Origin of the sequence: Ensifer sp. M14 (genome assembly GCF_003355565.1) — a bacterium.
Taxonomy (GTDB): domain Bacteria; phylum Pseudomonadota; class Alphaproteobacteria; order Rhizobiales; family Rhizobiaceae; genus Ensifer.
The window spans coordinates 214,856-230,515 of sequence record NZ_QJNR01000014.1 but is presented as its reverse complement, the minus strand read 5'-3'; the positions used below and the strand labels follow the sequence as shown (position 1 = coordinate 230,515).

At 62.1% G+C, this 15,660-nt stretch carries 14 protein-coding genes; 11 read left to right on the top strand and 3 right to left on the bottom strand.

The window, feature by feature from the left end:
• Positions 1 to 11 precede the first annotated feature (11 nt).
• The 4 genes from nrdI (at position 12) to BLJAPNOD_RS29685 (ending at position 5,195) form a co-directional block, all read left to right on the top strand.
• Positions 12 to 428: a class Ib ribonucleoside-diphosphate reductase assembly flavoprotein NrdI gene (nrdI, locus tag BLJAPNOD_RS29700; protein WP_077501225.1), complete on the top strand. Its 417-nt coding sequence runs from the start codon at positions 12 to 14 to the stop codon at positions 426 to 428.
• Positions 398 to 2,551: a class 1b ribonucleoside-diphosphate reductase subunit alpha gene (nrdE, locus tag BLJAPNOD_RS29695; RefSeq protein WP_077501224.1), complete on the top strand. Its 2,154-nt coding sequence runs from the start codon at positions 398 to 400 to the stop codon at positions 2,549 to 2,551. The genes nrdI and nrdE overlap by 31 nt, the downstream gene beginning before the upstream one ends.
• 16 nt (positions 2,552 to 2,567) lie before the next feature.
• Positions 2,568 to 3,557: a class 1b ribonucleoside-diphosphate reductase subunit beta gene (gene nrdF / locus BLJAPNOD_RS29690; protein WP_115422431.1), complete on the top strand. Its 990-nt coding sequence runs from the start codon at positions 2,568 to 2,570 to the stop codon at positions 3,555 to 3,557.
• Positions 3,558 to 3,752: 195 nt separating this feature from the next.
• A complete protein-coding gene (locus BLJAPNOD_RS29685; protein WP_115422430.1) occupies positions 3,753 to 5,195 on the top strand; it encodes an RtcB family protein in 1,443 nt (480 codons plus the stop codon).
• Between the two features lie 161 nt (positions 5,196 to 5,356).
• Here BLJAPNOD_RS29685 and BLJAPNOD_RS29680 read toward each other — a convergent pair whose 3' ends face one another.
• Positions 5,357 to 5,641 (bottom strand): acylphosphatase, encoded by a 285-nt coding sequence (locus tag BLJAPNOD_RS29680; RefSeq protein ID WP_077501392.1) that lies wholly within the window; start codon positions 5,639 to 5,641, stop codon positions 5,357 to 5,359.
• A gap of 320 nt (positions 5,642 to 5,961) precedes the next feature.
• Here BLJAPNOD_RS29680 and BLJAPNOD_RS29675 point away from each other — a divergent pair, with 320 nt between their 5' ends.
• The 6 genes from BLJAPNOD_RS29675 to BLJAPNOD_RS29650 all read left to right on the top strand — a co-directional run bounded on the left by BLJAPNOD_RS29675 (position 5,962) and on the right by BLJAPNOD_RS29650 (position 12,886).
• Positions 5,962 to 6,852, top strand: coding sequence for a substrate-binding domain-containing protein (locus tag BLJAPNOD_RS29675; protein ID WP_077501221.1), 891 nt, complete (start codon positions 5,962 to 5,964; stop codon positions 6,850 to 6,852).
• Between the two features lie 175 nt (positions 6,853 to 7,027).
• On the top strand, positions 7,028 to 8,539 hold the full coding sequence (locus BLJAPNOD_RS29670) for a sugar ABC transporter ATP-binding protein (protein WP_115422429.1): 1,512 nt from the start codon (positions 7,028 to 7,030) through the stop codon (positions 8,537 to 8,539).
• A complete protein-coding gene (locus BLJAPNOD_RS29665; protein ID WP_077501219.1) occupies positions 8,536 to 9,498 on the top strand; it encodes an ABC transporter permease in 963 nt (320 codons plus the stop codon). The genes BLJAPNOD_RS29670 and BLJAPNOD_RS29665 overlap by 4 nt, the downstream gene beginning before the upstream one ends.
• 20 nt (positions 9,499 to 9,518) lie before the next feature.
• Positions 9,519 to 10,460, top strand: a complete 942-nt coding sequence (locus tag BLJAPNOD_RS29660) for a sugar kinase (protein ID WP_115422428.1) — start codon at positions 9,519 to 9,521, stop codon at positions 10,458 to 10,460.
• 5 nt (positions 10,461 to 10,465) lie between these two features.
• Positions 10,466 to 11,746 (top strand): D-tagatose-bisphosphate aldolase, class II, non-catalytic subunit, encoded by a 1,281-nt coding sequence (locus BLJAPNOD_RS29655; protein ID WP_115422427.1) that lies wholly within the window; start codon positions 10,466 to 10,468, stop codon positions 11,744 to 11,746.
• A gap of 123 nt (positions 11,747 to 11,869) precedes the next feature.
• The gene (locus BLJAPNOD_RS29650) at positions 11,870 to 12,886 is read left to right on the top strand and encodes a LacI family DNA-binding transcriptional regulator (protein WP_077501215.1); all 1,017 of its coding nucleotides are present in this window, start codon (positions 11,870 to 11,872) and stop codon (positions 12,884 to 12,886) included.
• Positions 12,887 to 12,939: 53 nt separating this feature from the next.
• On the opposite strand, the gene BLJAPNOD_RS29645 is transcribed toward BLJAPNOD_RS29650, so the two are convergent.
• Both BLJAPNOD_RS29645 and BLJAPNOD_RS29640 read right to left on the bottom strand, forming a co-directional pair.
• A complete protein-coding gene (locus tag BLJAPNOD_RS29645) occupies positions 12,940 to 13,962 on the bottom strand; it encodes a serine hydrolase (protein WP_077501213.1) in 1,023 nt (340 codons plus the stop codon).
• Between the two features lie 109 nt (positions 13,963 to 14,071).
• Positions 14,072 to 14,656: a TetR family transcriptional regulator gene (locus BLJAPNOD_RS29640; protein ID WP_115422425.1), complete on the bottom strand. Its 585-nt coding sequence runs from the start codon at positions 14,654 to 14,656 to the stop codon at positions 14,072 to 14,074.
• A gap of 88 nt (positions 14,657 to 14,744) precedes the next feature.
• Here BLJAPNOD_RS29640 and BLJAPNOD_RS29635 point away from each other — a divergent pair, with 88 nt between their 5' ends.
• Entirely contained in the window at positions 14,745 to 15,653 is a 909-nt protein-coding gene (locus BLJAPNOD_RS29635; RefSeq protein WP_115422424.1) for an SDR family oxidoreductase, read from the top strand.
• Positions 15,654 to 15,660 lie beyond the last annotated feature (7 nt).

Here is a 15,660-nt window from a genome sequence, read left to right as displayed (position 1 = left end):
GGTGCCGGGCGATGGGCCTGATCGTCTATTTTTCCACCCGCTCGGAAAACACCCATCGCTTCGTCGGTAAGCTCGGCCTGCGCGCCATCCGCATCCCCGTCAGCGCAGCCGACGGGCCGCTTGAGATCAAGGAACCCTATGTGCTCGTCGTGCCGACCTATTGCGGCGACGACGGCCGGGGCGCCGTGCCCAAACAGGTGATCCGTTTCTTGAACGATGCGGACAACCGCTCCCACATCCGCGGCGTGATTGCCGCGGGCAACAGCAATTTCGGCGCGACCTACGGGATCGCCGGCGACGTGATCTCCGCCAAGTGCCAGGTGCCCTATCTCTACCGGTTCGAGCTCCTGGGAACCGACGAGGACGTCGCCAATGTCAAAAACGGGATGGAACGATTTTGGACGTCTCAACACTCGAACGCCCCTTGAAGGCGACGGAAGCGGCGCTCGATTACCACGCGCTGAACGCGATGCTGAACCTCTATGACGAGGACGGCCGGATACAGCTCGACAAGGACCGGCTGGCCGCCAAGCAGTACTTCCTGCAGCACGTCAACCAGAACACCGTGTTCTTCCATAACCTGCGCGAGAAGCTCGATTACCTCGTGGTCGAAGGCTACTACGAGCAGGAGGTTCTCGACCAGTATTCGTTCAATTTTGTGCGCGACCTGTTCGATCACGCCTATGACAAGAAGTTCCGTTTCCCGACCTTCCTTGGCGCTTTCAAATATTACACCAGCTACACGCTGAAGACCTTCGACGGGAAGCGCTACCTGGAGCGCTACGAGGACCGGGTGTGCATGGTGGCGCTGACGCTTTCGCGCGGCGACGAGGCGCTGGCGCGCGACATGGTCGACGAGATCATCTCCGGCCGCTTCCAGCCGGCAACGCCGACCTTCCTCAACGCCGGCAAGAAGCAGCGCGGCGAACTCGTCTCCTGCTTTCTGCTGAGGGTCGAGGACAATATGGAGAGCATCGCGCGCGGCATCAACTCGGCGCTGCAGCTGTCGAAACGTGGCGGCGGCGTAGCCCTGTCGCTCACCAACATCCGCGAAGCCGGCGCGCCTATCAAGCAGATCGAAAACCAGTCATCGGGCATCATTCCCGTGATGAAGCTCCTGGAGGATTCGTTCTCCTACGCCAACCAGCTCGGCGCGCGCCAGGGCGCAGGCGCGGTCTACCTCAACGCCCACCACCCCGACATCATGCGTTTCCTCGATACCAAGCGCGAGAACGCCGACGAGAAGATCCGCATCAAGACTCTGTCGCTCGGCGTCGTCGTTCCAGACATCACCTTCGAGCTCGCCAAGAACAACGAGGACATGTACCTTTTCTCGCCCTATGACGTGGAGCGCGTCTACGGCGTTGCCTTCACCGATATCTCGGTCACGGAAAAATACCGGGAAATGGTCGCCGACAGCCGGATCCGCAAAAAGAAGATCAAGGCGCGCGAGTTCTTCCAGGTGCTGGCCGAAATCCAGTTCGAGTCGGGTTATCCCTACATCATGTTCGAAGACACGGTGAACCGCGCCAACCCGATCGCCGGCCGCATCACCATGAGCAACCTTTGCTCGGAAATCCTGCAGGTCAGCGAAGCCAGCGAATATAACGACGACCTGTCCTACAAGCACATGGGCAAGGACATTTCCTGCAACCTCGGCTCGCTGAATATCGCCGCGGCGATGGACAGCACCGATTTCGGCAAGACGATCGAAACATCGATCCGGGCGCTGACGGCGGTGTCGGACATGAGCCACATCTCTTCGGTTCCCTCCGTCGAAAAAGGCAACGACGACAGCCACGCGATCGGCCTTGGCCAGATGAACCTGCACGGCTATCTCGCCCGCGAACGGGTCTATTACGGCTCGGACGAAGGCATCGATTTCACCAACATCTACTTCTACACCGTGACCTACCACGCCATCCGCGCCTCGAACCGGATCGCCGTCGAACGCGGAACGAGCTTCAAGGGCTTCGAGAACTCGAAATACGCCTCCGGCGACTATTTTGACAAATACACCGAGCAGGAATGGAAGCCGGCGACGGAGCGCGTGCGCGAACTGTTCGAAACCGCAGGGATCGATATCCCGACGCAGGAAGACTGGCTGGAACTCAAGAAGGCCGTGATGACCTCGGGCCTTTATAACCAGAACCTGCAGGCCGTGCCGCCGACCGGGTCGATCTCCTACATCAACCACTCGACTTCCTCGATCCACCCGATCGTCTCGAAGATCGAGATCCGCAAGGAAGGCAAGATCGGCCGCGTCTATTACCCGGCCGCCTTCATGACCAACGACAATCTCGACTACTATCAGGACGCCTACGAGATCGGGCCGGAGAAGATCATCGACACCTACGCGGCAGCGACGCAGCATGTCGACCAGGGCCTGTCATTGACGCTGTTCTTCAAGGATACGGCCACGACCCGCGACATCAACCGCGCGCAGATCCATGCCTGGAAGAAGGGCATCAAGACGATTTACTACATCCGCCTTCGTCAGATGGCGCTGTCCGGCACGGAAGTGCAGGGCTGCGTCTCCTGCGCACTGTGATACCCCGGGGAACACGATGAACATCCAAGTGAAGACCAAGACACCCAAGGGTTCGCAGGCCGTGCGCGCCATCAACTGGAACCGTATCGAGGACGACAAGGACCTCGAGGTCTGGAACCGGCTCACCGGCAATTTCTGGCTGCCGGAAAAGGTGCCGCTCTCCAACGACATTCCCTCCTGGTCAGCACTTCGGCCGGAGGAGCAGCAGCTGACGATCCGGGTGTTCACCGGCCTGACCCTGCTCGATACGATCCAGACGAGCATCGGTGCGCCGACACTGATGGCGGATTCGATCACGCCGCATGAGGAAGCTGTCTATTCCAACATCTCCTTCATGGAAGCGGTGCATGCCCGCTCCTATTCCTCGATCTTTTCGACGCTCTGCTCGACGCCTGATGTCGACGATGCCTATCGCTGGTCTGAGGAGAACGAACACCTCCAGAAGAAGTCGGCGCTCATTCTCGAGCACTATCGCAGCTCGGACCCGCTGAAACGCAAGATCGCCAGCGTCTTCCTCGAGAGCTTCCTGTTCTACTCCGGCTTCTATCTGCCAATGTACTGGTCGAGCCGCGCCAAGCTCACCAATACCGCCGACATGATCCGCCTCATCATCCGCGACGAAGCGGTGCACGGCTACTACATCGGCTACAAGTTCCAGAAGGGGCTGGAGCGGTTGAGCGAGGAGCGCCGGCAGGAGATCAAGGATTTCGCCTTCGACCTGCTGCTCGAACTCTACGACAATGAGGCGAAATATACGGAATCGCTTTACGACAGCGTCGGGCTCACCGAGGACGTGAAAAAGTTCCTGCACTACAACGCCAACAAGGCGCTGATGAACCTCGGCTATGAAGCGCTGTTCCCGGCGGATGCCTGCAAGGTCAATCCGGCGATCCTGTCGGCCTTGTCGCCGAACGCCGACGAGAACCACGACTTCTTCTCCGGCTCCGGCTCGTCCTATGTCATCGGCAAGGCGGTCGCGACCGAGGACGAGGATTGGGATTTCTGAGCCCGAACGCGCCTTACATCATCGCTGCATTTTCCCGTGGACCGAAGTGGTCGGAGGCTGAAAGCCTGCAGCGGGTTGAACGTGCTGCCGGCTCACTGCCGGCCGCACCATTGACTGCCGGCCCGCCTTCGAGTAAAGGGCGCGCCAATCCGTATTGCCGCGGCTGCTGAACCCAAGGCAACGGAGAATCTAGCAATGTCCAACCAATATAACCCTATCGTCCGGAACGATATCGTTTCCGGGCATGCGATCAGGTCCGTCGTCGCGATCGACGAACCTGAGCACCAACGCGCGCGCGCACTCGGCGATCTCACTTCCGCCCTTCCATCCCCGGAAGCGCTGGCGATCCATGGTGCCGTCGCCGGACGCATCATCACGACCCCGGACTTCCACCCGGGAAAACCGGTTCCGGTCGGACTTGTCGCCGACATCGAGAATGCCGTCATTCCGCACCTGATCGGCAACGATATCGGCTGCGGCATGCGCATGATTGTGCTCGACGGCATCCGGGAGGACGAACTTGTGCCTGATCTGGAGGGGCAGCTGCGGCATGTGTTCTTCCAGGGAGGGCGCGACATCGCGCTGACCGGCAGGGATCGCCATGCCGCCCTCAGGGACGGCGTGCCGGGCCTGCTCGAGAGCCTGGCCGGCAAGCGGCAGGGCCTGCTTGCGCGGCTCGACCTGGCATCCGCCTGGGCGGATGTCGCGTCCACATCCGACGATGGTTGCTTCCGCTCTGATGCCATCGATCCTGATTTCACCGACTATGCGGCACCCGATGACCGGCACCGGCATGATGCTATTCTCGGCACCATCGGCGGCGGCAATCACTTCGTCGAGTTCGGCGTGGTCGAGCGCATCGTCGACGGCGGTTTTGCCCGCATCGCCGGACTGAAACCGCAGAGCGTGGTGATCGTCGTGCATTCCGGGTCGCTCGACTTCGGCCAGCGGATCGGGACGGCGGTGCGTGAGCGGGCACGTCAAAACGGTGCGGTGGCGGTTGACGACCGGATCGTCTCCGAGGCCCGTCACGCCAGCCATTACCGGCGATACATGAACGGCCATGCCAATGCCGCGAATGCCGCCTTCGTCAATCGCTTCCTGATCGGCCTGGCGGCGGTGGAAGCGCTCGCGCGAACGATCGGCCGGCCGGTCGCACACCGGCTGGTCTACGACGCGCCGCACAACACCGTGTGGCAGACCGGCAATACCGTTCGCCATCGCAAGGGTGCTTGCCCTGCGCGCGGCCCCGGCAGGATCAGGGGTTCGCCCTACGAATGGTCGGGCGAACCGGTGATCCTGCCGGGTTCGATGGGCGATGGCACCTGGTTGTTGCGTGGATTGGGCGCCACGGAAGGCTTGGAATCGTCGGCCCATGGCGCCGGTCGACGGCTCTCGCGCCAGGAGGCACGCGGAGCGAAAACGACGCTCGCCGGCCTGCGCGTCGTCGGCCCGGTCGACACCGCGAGCGCGGCGATCCGCGGCCGGCCCGATATCCTCGCCGAGCTTCAGGGCCGGCTGAAGGAGGAAGCCCCGGCCGCCTACCGGCCGATCGACCAGGTCGTCGATCCGATGGTGGCGACCGGACTGGTCGCCCCTGTCGCCCGCATCAGACCGGTGCTGACCGTCAAGGGATAGGTCAGCCCGAAGCAGAAACGCCGGGAAAGCACATCCGCTTCCCGGCGTTACATACTGTATTCTCCGGCTTCACCACCTTCCTCAGCCGGCACCACTGGTGCCAGAGCGGGCGAGCGCAAAGCTCCGGTCCGCAAAGGTTGTGCTGCGACATTGCCCGCCCGCTACCCGGTGATCTGGAAGCCCTGAACCGGGTCGGGCACGGCGACCGGTTCGGTCTCGACGCTGACGACGGAGGCGGCCGCTGGCCCCATCCACAACCGCTCGACCATGTTTGAAAGCGCCCTGTCCGTGCCGACAATCATCGCCGCCACCGATCCGTCACGCTCGTTGCGCACCCATCCGGTCACGCCCAGGCGTTCGGCTTCTCGGCGGGTCCAGATACGGAAGCTGACGCCCTGCACCCTTCCACTGACACGGACCAACATCGCCTTGCGCTCTTTGACCATGATCGCACCTGATTCCGTCCCAGAAGAGGAACTGGAGCGAAGACGGCAAAAGGCAAGGCAGCCGCGTGTGACGCGCGACCATGTTGACAAGAGATTGAGCGGCGACGACATGCCGGATCCGTCGTAAACGCCGACGACCACCCAGACGAGAGGCGGAATAATTTTTCGCGCTACCTTGTTATTAATTACATCGCGTATTTTTACAATTTGACGTGCGCAAAGTTTTGTGGTTTTTGCACCATCGCCAAGACGGTGACGGGAGGGCCCTCCTGCTTGGCAGCCAAGACCAAAGGCCCACGTCGTTTCCAGGGAGGAAACTCATGAACATGCCCCGCATTCTGAAATCGCTTGTCGCCGGCACTGCACTGACCCTGATTGCAACGGCCGCATCGGCCGAAGGCATCGGCGCCTCGCTGCTCACCCAGCAGCATCCTTTCTACATCGAGCTTGCCGACGCGATGAAAGCCGAGGCCAAGGAGAAGAACGTCGCGCTCGAAGTTGCGATCGCCAACCAGGATCTCAACAAGCAGCTCGCCGACGTCGAGGACTTCATCGTCAAGGGCGTCGACGTCATCGTCATCTCGCCGGTCGATAGCCAGGGCGTGCGCGCCGCGATCGAAAAGGCAGAGAAGGCTGGCATCAAGGTGATTACCGTCGACGTGCCGGCAAATGGCGCGACCGTCACCTCGCATATCGGCACCGACAATTTCACCGGCGGCGTCAAGGCCGGCGAGCTGATGGCCAAGGTCCTCGACAACAAGGGCAAGGTCGCCGTGATCGACTACCCGACGGTCCAGTCGGTGGTAAACCGCGTCAACGGCTTCAAGGAAGCGATCGCCAAGCATCCTGACATGGAAATCGTCGCCATCCAGACCGGCATCACCCGCGCCGAAGCCCTTGCCGCCGCGCAGAACATGCTCCAGGCCAACCCCGACATCACCGGCATCTTCGGCTTCGGCGATGACGCGGCACTCGCCGCAGCCGTCGCCGTCAAGGCGGCGGGCCTCGAAGCCCAGGTCAAGGTCATCGGCTTCGACGGTATGAAGGAAGCCCGCGACGCCGTCGACAGCAACCCTGTCATGGTCGGCGTGATCCAGCAGTTCCCGGACCAGATGGGCAAGCAGGCCGTCGACACCGCCGTCAAGGTTGCAGCCGGCGAACAGGTTCCGGCCGAACAGCCGATCGTGCCGGGCGTCTACACCGCGAAGTAAGTCCTCCCAGGACAGCCGCCGCCCCAGGGGCGGCGGCACCCATACGACGAACGTCTCGGCCTGCCGCATGGAAAATGCAGGCATGTCAGAGCGTTACAGCGCCCATGCATGTCTCTTGAGATGCTCTGGGCCGTGACGCAGGAGACGCTTCTCGGCGCGATCCAAGGAGGCCGCCATGCATGGTTCGACCACGGACACCGTTCTCAAGATCAGCAATGTCACGAAATCCTTCGGGCAGGTTGCCGCGCTGAAGAGCATGCGGCTCGATGTCCGCCGCGGCCGCGTGCACACGCTGCTGGGTGAAAACGGCGCTGGAAAATCGACACTGATGAAAATCCTTGCCGGCGTCCACAGCGCGACATCAGGCGAGATTACGCTCGACGATCAGCCCTATCGACCCGCCAACCCGCAGCAGGCGTCAGCGCTCGGGCTCGCGATCGTCTTTCAGGAGCTGAGCCTCTGCAATAACCTGACGGTTGCAGAAAACATTCTCGCGACCCGCGAGCCGCGCAAGTTCGGCTTCATCAACGACAAGGCGCTTGTTGCCAGAGCCAAGGCGATCGTCGCCGAGCTCGGCTTGCCGATCGATGTCACCGAGAAGGTCGGCAATCTGTCGATCGCCCAGCGGCAATTGGTCGAGATTGCCAAGGGCCTGAGCCACGATGCCAAGGTCGTCATTCTCGACGAACCGACCTCGTCGCTCAGCGACAGCGAAGCCGAGATCCTGTTCGATATCATCGGCCGGCTGAAGAACCGCGGCGTCGCCGTCATCTACATTTCCCACCGCATGGAAGAGATCATGCGGCTGAGCGACGACATCACCGTCATCCGCGATGGCGAATATGTCTCCACTCACGATCGCAACGACGTCACCATCGAGGCGCTGATTGCACTGATGGTCGGGCGCCGGATGGAGGAGATCTATCCTCCGCCGATCCATGATCGCTCGACGCCGGGCGCACCGGTGCTCGCAGTCGAGCGCCTGACGCGCGACGAGGAATTCGCCGATATTTCCTTCACGGTCGGCGCCGGCGAGATCCTCGGCTTCTTCGGCCTCGTCGGCTCGGGCCGGTCCGAGGTGATGAACGCGCTCTTTGGCATGAAGAACGCCAATGGCACCGTCCGCCTCGATGGCAAGGAGGTTCGCTTCCGCTCACCGGCCGAAGCGATTGCCCGCGGCATCGGCTTCGTCACCGAAAACCGCAAGGAAGAGGGCCTGGTGCTTGGCCACAGCGTCGGCTGGAACATCTCCATGGCCGCCCTTCCCGATTTCACTGGCCCCTTCGGCTTCACCCGCGCTGGCGCCGAGCGAAAGGCGTCTGCCGCCGAAGTCGGCCGTCTCGCGATCAAGACGCACTCGCTCGACACGCCGGCCGGCTCCTTGAGCGGCGGCAACCAGCAGAAGATCGTGCTGGCGAAATGGCTCCTGACCCGACCGAAGGTGCTCATCCTCGACGAGCCGACCCGCGGCGTCGACGTCGGCGCGAAATTCGAAATCTACAAGATCATCCGCCAGTTGGCGGCCGAAGGGACGGCGATCCTGCTGATCTCCTCCGAGCTGCCGGAAGTGCTCGGAATGAGCGACCGCGTCGTCGTCATGCATGAGGGCGTCGTCGGCGCGACCCTCGCCGGCACTGACCTCACACCCGAAACGATCATGGCGCGCGCAACAGGTTTTCAATCATGACCCAGCAAACTGCAGCCCAGGCCGCCTTCGTCAGGGCGTTTAAGCAATATGGCGGTATCCTCCTCTCCCTGGTGATGCTCTGCGTCATCTTCTCTTTCCTCAATCCTCGCTTCATGTCGGTCGTCAACTTCATGAACATCCTGCAGCAGGTAGCCGTGATCGCGATTGCCGCCTTCGGCATGACCTGGGTGATCCTGCTTGGTGAGATCGACCTGTCGGTCGGCTCGATCATAGCTGTCGCCGGCATGGTCGGGGCGCAATGTTTCGCCTTCGGCCTTGGCTTCGGCACGGCGCTCGCCGTGACGATTGTGGCCGGCGCATTGATGGGCATGCTCAACGGCGTGTTGACGGCAAAGCTCCTGCTGCCTTCGTTCATCGTCACGGTTGCCACCATGGGCATCTATCGCGGCCTCGTCAGCCTGCCGACCAACGGCGCGCCGGCGATGATCGACAATTCGACCTGGACCGCCATCGGTACCGAAAGCTTCCTCGGCCTGCCGATCATCATCTGGGTCGTGGCCGTGCTCTTCGTCGTCAACCAGATCGTGCTCAGCAAGACGAGCTTCGGACGCCGCGCCTATCTGACCGGCGGCAACCGCGAGGCGGCCATCTATTCGGGCATCAAGGTCGATCGCCTCAAGATCATCATCTTCATGATCTCGGGCGTGATGGCGGCGATCAGCGGCGTGCTGCTCTCCTCCCGGCTCTTCTCCGCCCAGACCAATGCCGGCATGAGCTATGAGCTCGACGCCATCGCTGCGGCCGTTCTCGGCGGAACATCGCTTGCCGGCGGTGTCGGCACCATGGTCGGCACGCTCATCGGCGCCTTGATCATTGGCGTGATGAACAACGGCATGAACATGCTTTCCGTCCCCTATTTCTACCAGCTCATCGTCAAGGGCCTGGTGATCCTGATCGCCGTTTGGCTCGACGTGCGCGCCAAGCAGGCCAAGCGCTGATCCCTTCGAGAGTAACACACATGCACAAGATACTGACGATCGGCGAAATCCTCGTGGAGATCATCGCCACCGAAAAGGGTGACGGCTTCCGGCAGGCGACGCCGCTGATCGGCCCCTTCCCCTCCGGTGCTCCTGCCATCTTCATCGACCAGGTCGGCAAGCTCGGCCAGGCAAGCGCGATCATTTCCCGCGTCGGCGGCGACGATTTCGGTCACGTCAATATCGCACGTCTTGAGGCCGATGGCGTCGATATCTCCGGCATCGCCGTCGATGCACTCGCCACCACCGGCAGCGCCTTCGTTCGCTATCGCCATGACGGCAGCCGCGCCTTCGTCTTCAACATCCGCGACAGCGCCTGCGGCACCATTCGCCTCGATGACAAGGCGACCGCGCTCGTTCGTAGCTGCAGCCACCTGCATGTCATGGGGTCGTCGCTCTACGCGCCGAGCGTGGTCGAAAGCATTCTGGCGGCGATCGACATCGTCAAGGCCGCCGGCGGCACTGTGTCCTTCGACCCCAACCTTCGGGCAGAAATCCTCGAAAGCCCTGGAATGCGCGAGGCACTGAGGACGGTGCTTGCCAAGACCGACGTCTTCCTGCCGAGCGGTGCCGAACTCTTCCTGTTCACCGAAGCGAAAAACGAGTCGGACGCCATCGCCGAGCTCCTCGCCTCCGGCATCAAGGTTGTCGTCGTCAAGCGCGGCGCCGAGGGCGCCAGCTACTTCGACACGGAAACGACGCTCTCCCTGCCCGGCTTTGCGGTCGAAGAGATCGATCCGACGGGCGCGGGCGACTGCTTCGGCGCCACCTTCGTCACCTCTTGGCTGAACGGTGCCAGCGCCCGCGAAGCGCTCGAATTCGCCAACGCTTCCGGCGCCCGCGCCGTGATGATCTCCGGCCCGATGGAAGGCGCATCGACGAGAGCAGAACTCGAAGCCTTCATCAGCGCGCGAAAGGATTGAAGACTATGAAACCGAATTATCTGATCGACATTGCCCAGTGGCGCGATCGTCCGGGCCTGCGCGGCATTCCTTCGATTTGCTCGGCGCATCCTTTGGTGATCGAGGCTGCAATGCTCAGGGCGCTGAAGGAAGGCACGCACCTGTTGATCGAGGCGACCTGCAATCAGGTCAATCAGGACGGCGGTTACACCGGCATGACGCCTGCCGATTTCACCGGCTTTGTCGCAGAGATCGCCGCAAAGACCGGCTTTCCGATCGACACCATCATCCTCGGCGGTGATCATCTCGGCCCAAACCCGTGGAAGAACTTGCCGGCCGATGAGGCGATGGCGAAGGCCGAAGCGATGATTCGCGCCTATGCCGAGGCTGGCTTTACCAAGCTTCATCTCGATACCAGCATGGGCTGCGCCGGCGAGCCGGTCGCCCTTCCCGATGCAATCACGGCATCACGCGCGGCACGACTGGCCGCTGCCGCCGAAGATGCGATCCGCGGACTAGACGGCGTCGCCCCGGTCTACATCATAGGCACCGAAGTGCCGGTTCCAGGCGGTGCGCTGGAGGAACTGGATACGCTCGAAGTCACCGCACCCGAAGCAGCCGTCGAAACTGTTGGCATTCATCGCCAGGCGTTCGAGCATGCCGGCGCCGGCGAAGCCTTCTCGCGGGTGGTCGGCGCCGTCGTCCAGCCGGGCGTCGAATTCGGCAACGAGAACGTCATCCCCTATGATCGACCGAAAGCCGCCAACTTGAGCGCAAGCCTCACGAAGCTCGATGGCCTCGTCTTCGAGGCGCACTCCACCGACTACCAGACGCAAGACGCGCTTCGCGCCCTGGTGGCCGATGGTTTCGCCATCCTCAAGGTCGGCCCCGGCCTGACCTTCGCCTTGCGTGAAGCCCTCTATGGCCTCGACCAGATCGCCGCATTCCTGTTTCCCGATGCACGGTCGAAGACGCTGGCCGAGGTCACCGAAGAGGTCATGCGTGAGGAGCCGGCCAACTGGGGCAAGTATTATCACGGCTCGCCCGAAGCGCTGCGCCTTCAGCGCCACTTCTCCTACAGCGACCGCATCCGGTACTACTGGCCGCATCCGAAGGTCGCCACGGCTGTCGAAGAGCTTCTCCACCTGCTCGATGGCGTGACGATCCCCGAGACGCTGATCAGCCAGTATCTCACAGGCAGTTACGAGCGCGTGCGAGACGGCCACGTGGCACCGCAAGCAAAGGCGCTGGCGATCGCCGCCGTCGACGCGGTTCTTGAGGATTATTTTTCGGCCTGCAAAGGATAGAGCCGGCCGTTCATTCCGTGAATATTTCGCAGTCGACACTGCCTATCCCTCGGAAATAAATCTATAAACGAAACCCAAAAGAAGAATGGGGGCGCTTCGACCGTGGACAGACAAATCAAGACGATGGAGGATTTTTCGGAGTTCGTCGGTTTGTCGCGCCCCACAGTCTCCAAATATTTCAACGATCCGACTTCGGTTCGCAAGAAGACCCGCGACGCCATCGAGGCCGCGATCAAGCAATCGGGCTTCCGGCCAAACATCTTCGCCGTCAACCTCAATCGGCGGCGAACCAATATTCTTGGCGTCATCGTTCCCAATTCCACCGACCCGTTCTACATGGCGCTGACGCGGCGGATCGAGCATATCGCCAACCAGGCGGGCTTTCTCGCCTTCGTCCTGTCCTCCGACGGCAAGCCGGAGATGGAAGAGCGCGCCATCGAGACCTTCAAGTCGATGAACGTCGCCGGCGCCATCATCGCTCCGCTCGGCGTCCAATCCCATCACCAGAAACTGACGGCACTCGGCGAGAGCATTCCGCTTGTTTATGTCGACTCTCCGCTCGACGGCAGTTCCTCCTTCGTCGGCACGGACAACCGGCAGAGCTTCAAGCTGATGGTCGATTATCTCTGCCGGTCCGGCGAACCGCCCTGCTACTTCGGCATGCCGCCGGTCAACAACAACGCGCTCGCCCGCCAGCATGCGTATGAAGAAGCGATGCAGCAGTTGAAGATGGACGCCGCCATCGTGCCGACGGCCCCCAACGCCTCTTGGGACTTCGAAAAATTCGGCTACGACGAGACGCTGCGCATTCTGGGTGAAGGTGGCTTTCCGACGAAGACGGTGCTGTGCGCCAACGACCGCGTCGCCTTCGGCGTGATCGCGGCGGCGTTCCAGTCCGGCGTCAAGGTCGGGCGCGAGCCCGACAGCGACCTGCGCGTCGCCGGCCACGACGACCATCCGCTCTCGCGCTACACCTGTCCGCCGCTGACAACAGTCGCGCAGAACTATAACGAGATCGGCCGGCTGGCGATCGAGCTGCTGTTGTTCAAGCTTGGCGAGACCGAGAACGCCGATCAGGCCTTCCCTGCGGACGAACGCATTTTGCTCAGCGCCGAGATCATGCTGCGCGGTTCGGCTTAAGCCAATCCGCATTGTGGCCGCGCAATCGGATCAGACGAACGGCGCAAACGCCCCTACTCGCCAAGGCGCGGCGCCGCCTTCACCGTGTCGATGATATCGCCGAGCAGCAGGTGAAGCGCATCACGGTATCCGGTGCGCGCCGACGGGCCGCTCTCCTCAGACGTCATCGCCACTGTCAGGTCGAGCGCCGGCACGATGTAGAGCATCTGGCCGCCGTAACCCCAGGCGAAGTGCACGGTCTCGCCGGCGATCTCGCGCTGGAACCAGCCGTAGCCGTAGATGTCGCCGGAGAAGCGCGAATTGGTGCGCGGTTGCCAGGACAGCGCGATCCATTGCGCCGGGACCACCTGTCTTCCTTCTGCAGTCTTGCCGCCGTTGCGATAAACCTCGCCGAAGGCAAGCAGCGACCGCGCGCTCATCGCCATCTGGTTGCCGCCAAGATAGATGCCTTGCGGATCTCGGTCCCAGGCATCGATGCGAAAGCCCTTGATCGGACCGAGCCATTCGCGGGCGAGAGCAAGCGTCGACTTGCCGCTGACCCTGGTCAGGATGGCCGAGAGCAGATGGGTGGACGCGGTCGAATAGAGCATCTGCCCGCCGGGATCATCGTCGAACGGCTGTGCCAGTGCAGAGCGAACCCAGTTGCGGCTTGACACCCAGCGGCCGTAGTTGGGACCGGACATCCGCCCAAGGCCTGCCTGCATCGACAGCAGATGGCCGATGGTGATGTCGTCAAGCCGCGGGTCCTGCGTGGCCGGTAAGTCTGCCTTGAGGATCGGCGCAATCTTTTGCTCCGGTCCCTCCAACAAGCCCTTGTCGATCGCAATGCCGACGAGGGCCGATACGATCGATTTGGAGGCGGATTTGATATTGGTGCTGTCCGAGGGACGGTTGTCGCGATAGCCGCGCTCGGCAATGACAGAGCCGGATCGGGCGACGATTACCGTCTTCAACGGCGTCAGGTCGTCACGCGCCGCAAGTGCCTCCAATAGCGTCGGAAGCGAAGGCCGATCCTGCGCGACGGCCAAGGAGCACGTCGCCAGTAGCCAGAACAATGCAGCGGCAAATCTGATCATGTATTCCGATCTAGGGTGAAAGCGCGGCCGCGTCATCGCACGACATGCATTGTCACGCTGATTTGAAGCTCGGTGAAAAGCCCAGTCTTGGCGTATCCGTGCACCGGTTTCACGTTGTCTTTGGGCTGGCAGCGCCTGTGGCAAGGACCGACACGAAACGGCGCAAGCTCTGCCGGACGAAATCCGTAACCGGGATCTGCGGGTCGAAACTCCACCAAAGCAGTGCCCCCTGCCAGTGGGATGCCATCAGCAAACCGATTCCGGGAACCGGCCCGGACAGGCCGGCGAGGCGTTCGTCCAGCGCCTCAGCAAGTGCATCGCGCCACCTCGCGCCGCGGGCGCGAAGCGCCGGGTCTCGCAAATCCTCGCGCAAGACCCGCAGCCCGTCAGCGTAGGATTCGATGCCGCCGTAATCGCCCGACAGTCCAGCGAGCAAATCGACGGCGCCTTCCGGCGTCTTCGGCAGGGTCGACGAAAGCTCTGAAGTCAACCGGTCGAGCCCGTCCCAGGCCTGCAGAAGTGCACGCTGGACGAGGTTCTGCTTGTTGTCGAACCGCTGGACAAGGGTGGAGGCGGAAAGGCCCGTACCCGCGGCAAGGGCGGCGAAAGTCAGGCTCTCCGGTCCGCTCGCATGCATGATCGCGAGCGCGGCGGCCAACACATCTTCGTCAGGCATGGTTTTGGGACGCGGCATCTTGACTCTCATTAATAACCGAATAATCGTTTATATATCCCATTCACACAGCCACGACCAGATGGCTCAGACCGCCGATGGAGGAAAAATGACGCTCAAGGGAAAAATCGCACTGGTAGCAGGCGCCACGCGCGGCGGCGGACGTGGCATTGCCACTGAGCTTGGAGCGGCGGGCGCCACCGTCTACGTCACCGGCCGCACCACCAGAAGCCAGCAATCGGACTACAAGCGCCCCGAAACGATCGAGGAAACGGCTGGCCTCGTCAGTGATCTTGGCGGCAAGGGTATTGCAGTTCAGGTCGACCACCTGCAACCGGCTGAGGTGAAGGCACTCGTCGAACGCATCCGCCGGGAACAGGGTCGGCTCGATATTCTCGTCAACGACATCTGGGGCGGCGAAAACCTGTTCGAATGGAACAAGCCGGTCTGGGACCACGATCTCGACAATGGCCTGAAACTGCTTCGGCTCGGGATCGATACGCATCTGATCACCGCCCATCACGCCCTCCCGCTGATGATCGAAAATCGCGGCGGGCTGCTTGTCGAGGTGACGGACGGAACGGCCGAGTATAATGCCGAGCACTACCGGCTCTCACCGTTCTACGATCTCGCCAAGGTCGCGGCCAATCGCATGGCCTGGGCGCACGCCAAGGATCTGGAGCCGCACGGCGCCACGGCAATATCGATTACGCCCGGCTGGATGCGCTCAGAAATGATGCTGGAGCATTTCCAGGTGACGGAAGAGACGTGGCAGGAGGCGACAAGGAACCAGCCGCATTTCGTCATTTCCGAAAGCCCGCGCTTCGTCGGCCGTGCCATCGCAGCTCTTGCGGCAGACCCGCAGAAAGACCGGTGGAACGGACAATCACTTTCGAGCGGCGGCCTTGCCCAGGCATACGGCTTTACCGACCTCGACGGCTCGCGCCCCGATTGCTGGCGTTACATGCGCGAAGTGATGGAAAAGGAAAAACCCGCTGATGCGACCGGGTATCGCTGAAACTGCT

Bases quoted from the DNA above. Each gene is read 5' to 3' on its own strand.
- BLJAPNOD_RS29660 (WP_115422428.1), top strand. From the start codon at position 9,519: ATGCACAAGATACTGACGATCGGCGAAATCCTCGTGGAGATCATCGCC.
- BLJAPNOD_RS29685 (WP_115422430.1), top strand. From the start codon at position 3,753: ATGTCCAACCAATATAACCCTATCGTCCGGAACGATATCGTTTCCGGG.
- BLJAPNOD_RS29675 (WP_077501221.1), top strand. From the start codon at position 5,962: ATGAACATGCCCCGCATTCTGAAATCGCTTGTCGCCGGCACTGCACTG.
- BLJAPNOD_RS29680 (WP_077501392.1), bottom strand. From the start codon at position 5,641: ATGGTCAAAGAGCGCAAGGCGATGTTGGTCCGTGTCAGTGGAAGGGTG.
- nrdF (WP_115422431.1), top strand. From the start codon at position 2,568: ATGAACATCCAAGTGAAGACCAAGACACCCAAGGGTTCGCAGGCCGTG.
- nrdI (WP_077501225.1), top strand. From the start codon at position 12: ATGGGCCTGATCGTCTATTTTTCCACCCGCTCGGAAAACACCCATCGC.
- BLJAPNOD_RS29650 (WP_077501215.1), top strand. From the start codon at position 11,870: ATGGAGGATTTTTCGGAGTTCGTCGGTTTGTCGCGCCCCACAGTCTCC.
- BLJAPNOD_RS29670 (WP_115422429.1), top strand. From the start codon at position 7,028: ATGCATGGTTCGACCACGGACACCGTTCTCAAGATCAGCAATGTCACG.
- BLJAPNOD_RS29665 (WP_077501219.1), top strand. From the start codon at position 8,536: ATGACCCAGCAAACTGCAGCCCAGGCCGCCTTCGTCAGGGCGTTTAAG.
- BLJAPNOD_RS29640 (WP_115422425.1), bottom strand. From the start codon at position 14,656: ATGCCGCGTCCCAAAACCATGCCTGACGAAGATGTGTTGGCCGCCGCG.
- BLJAPNOD_RS29635 (WP_115422424.1), top strand. From the start codon at position 14,745: ATGACGCTCAAGGGAAAAATCGCACTGGTAGCAGGCGCCACGCGCGGC.
- BLJAPNOD_RS29655 (WP_115422427.1), top strand. From the start codon at position 10,466: ATGAAACCGAATTATCTGATCGACATTGCCCAGTGGCGCGATCGTCCG.
- BLJAPNOD_RS29645 (WP_077501213.1), bottom strand. From the start codon at position 13,962: ATGATCAGATTTGCCGCTGCATTGTTCTGGCTACTGGCGACGTGCTCC.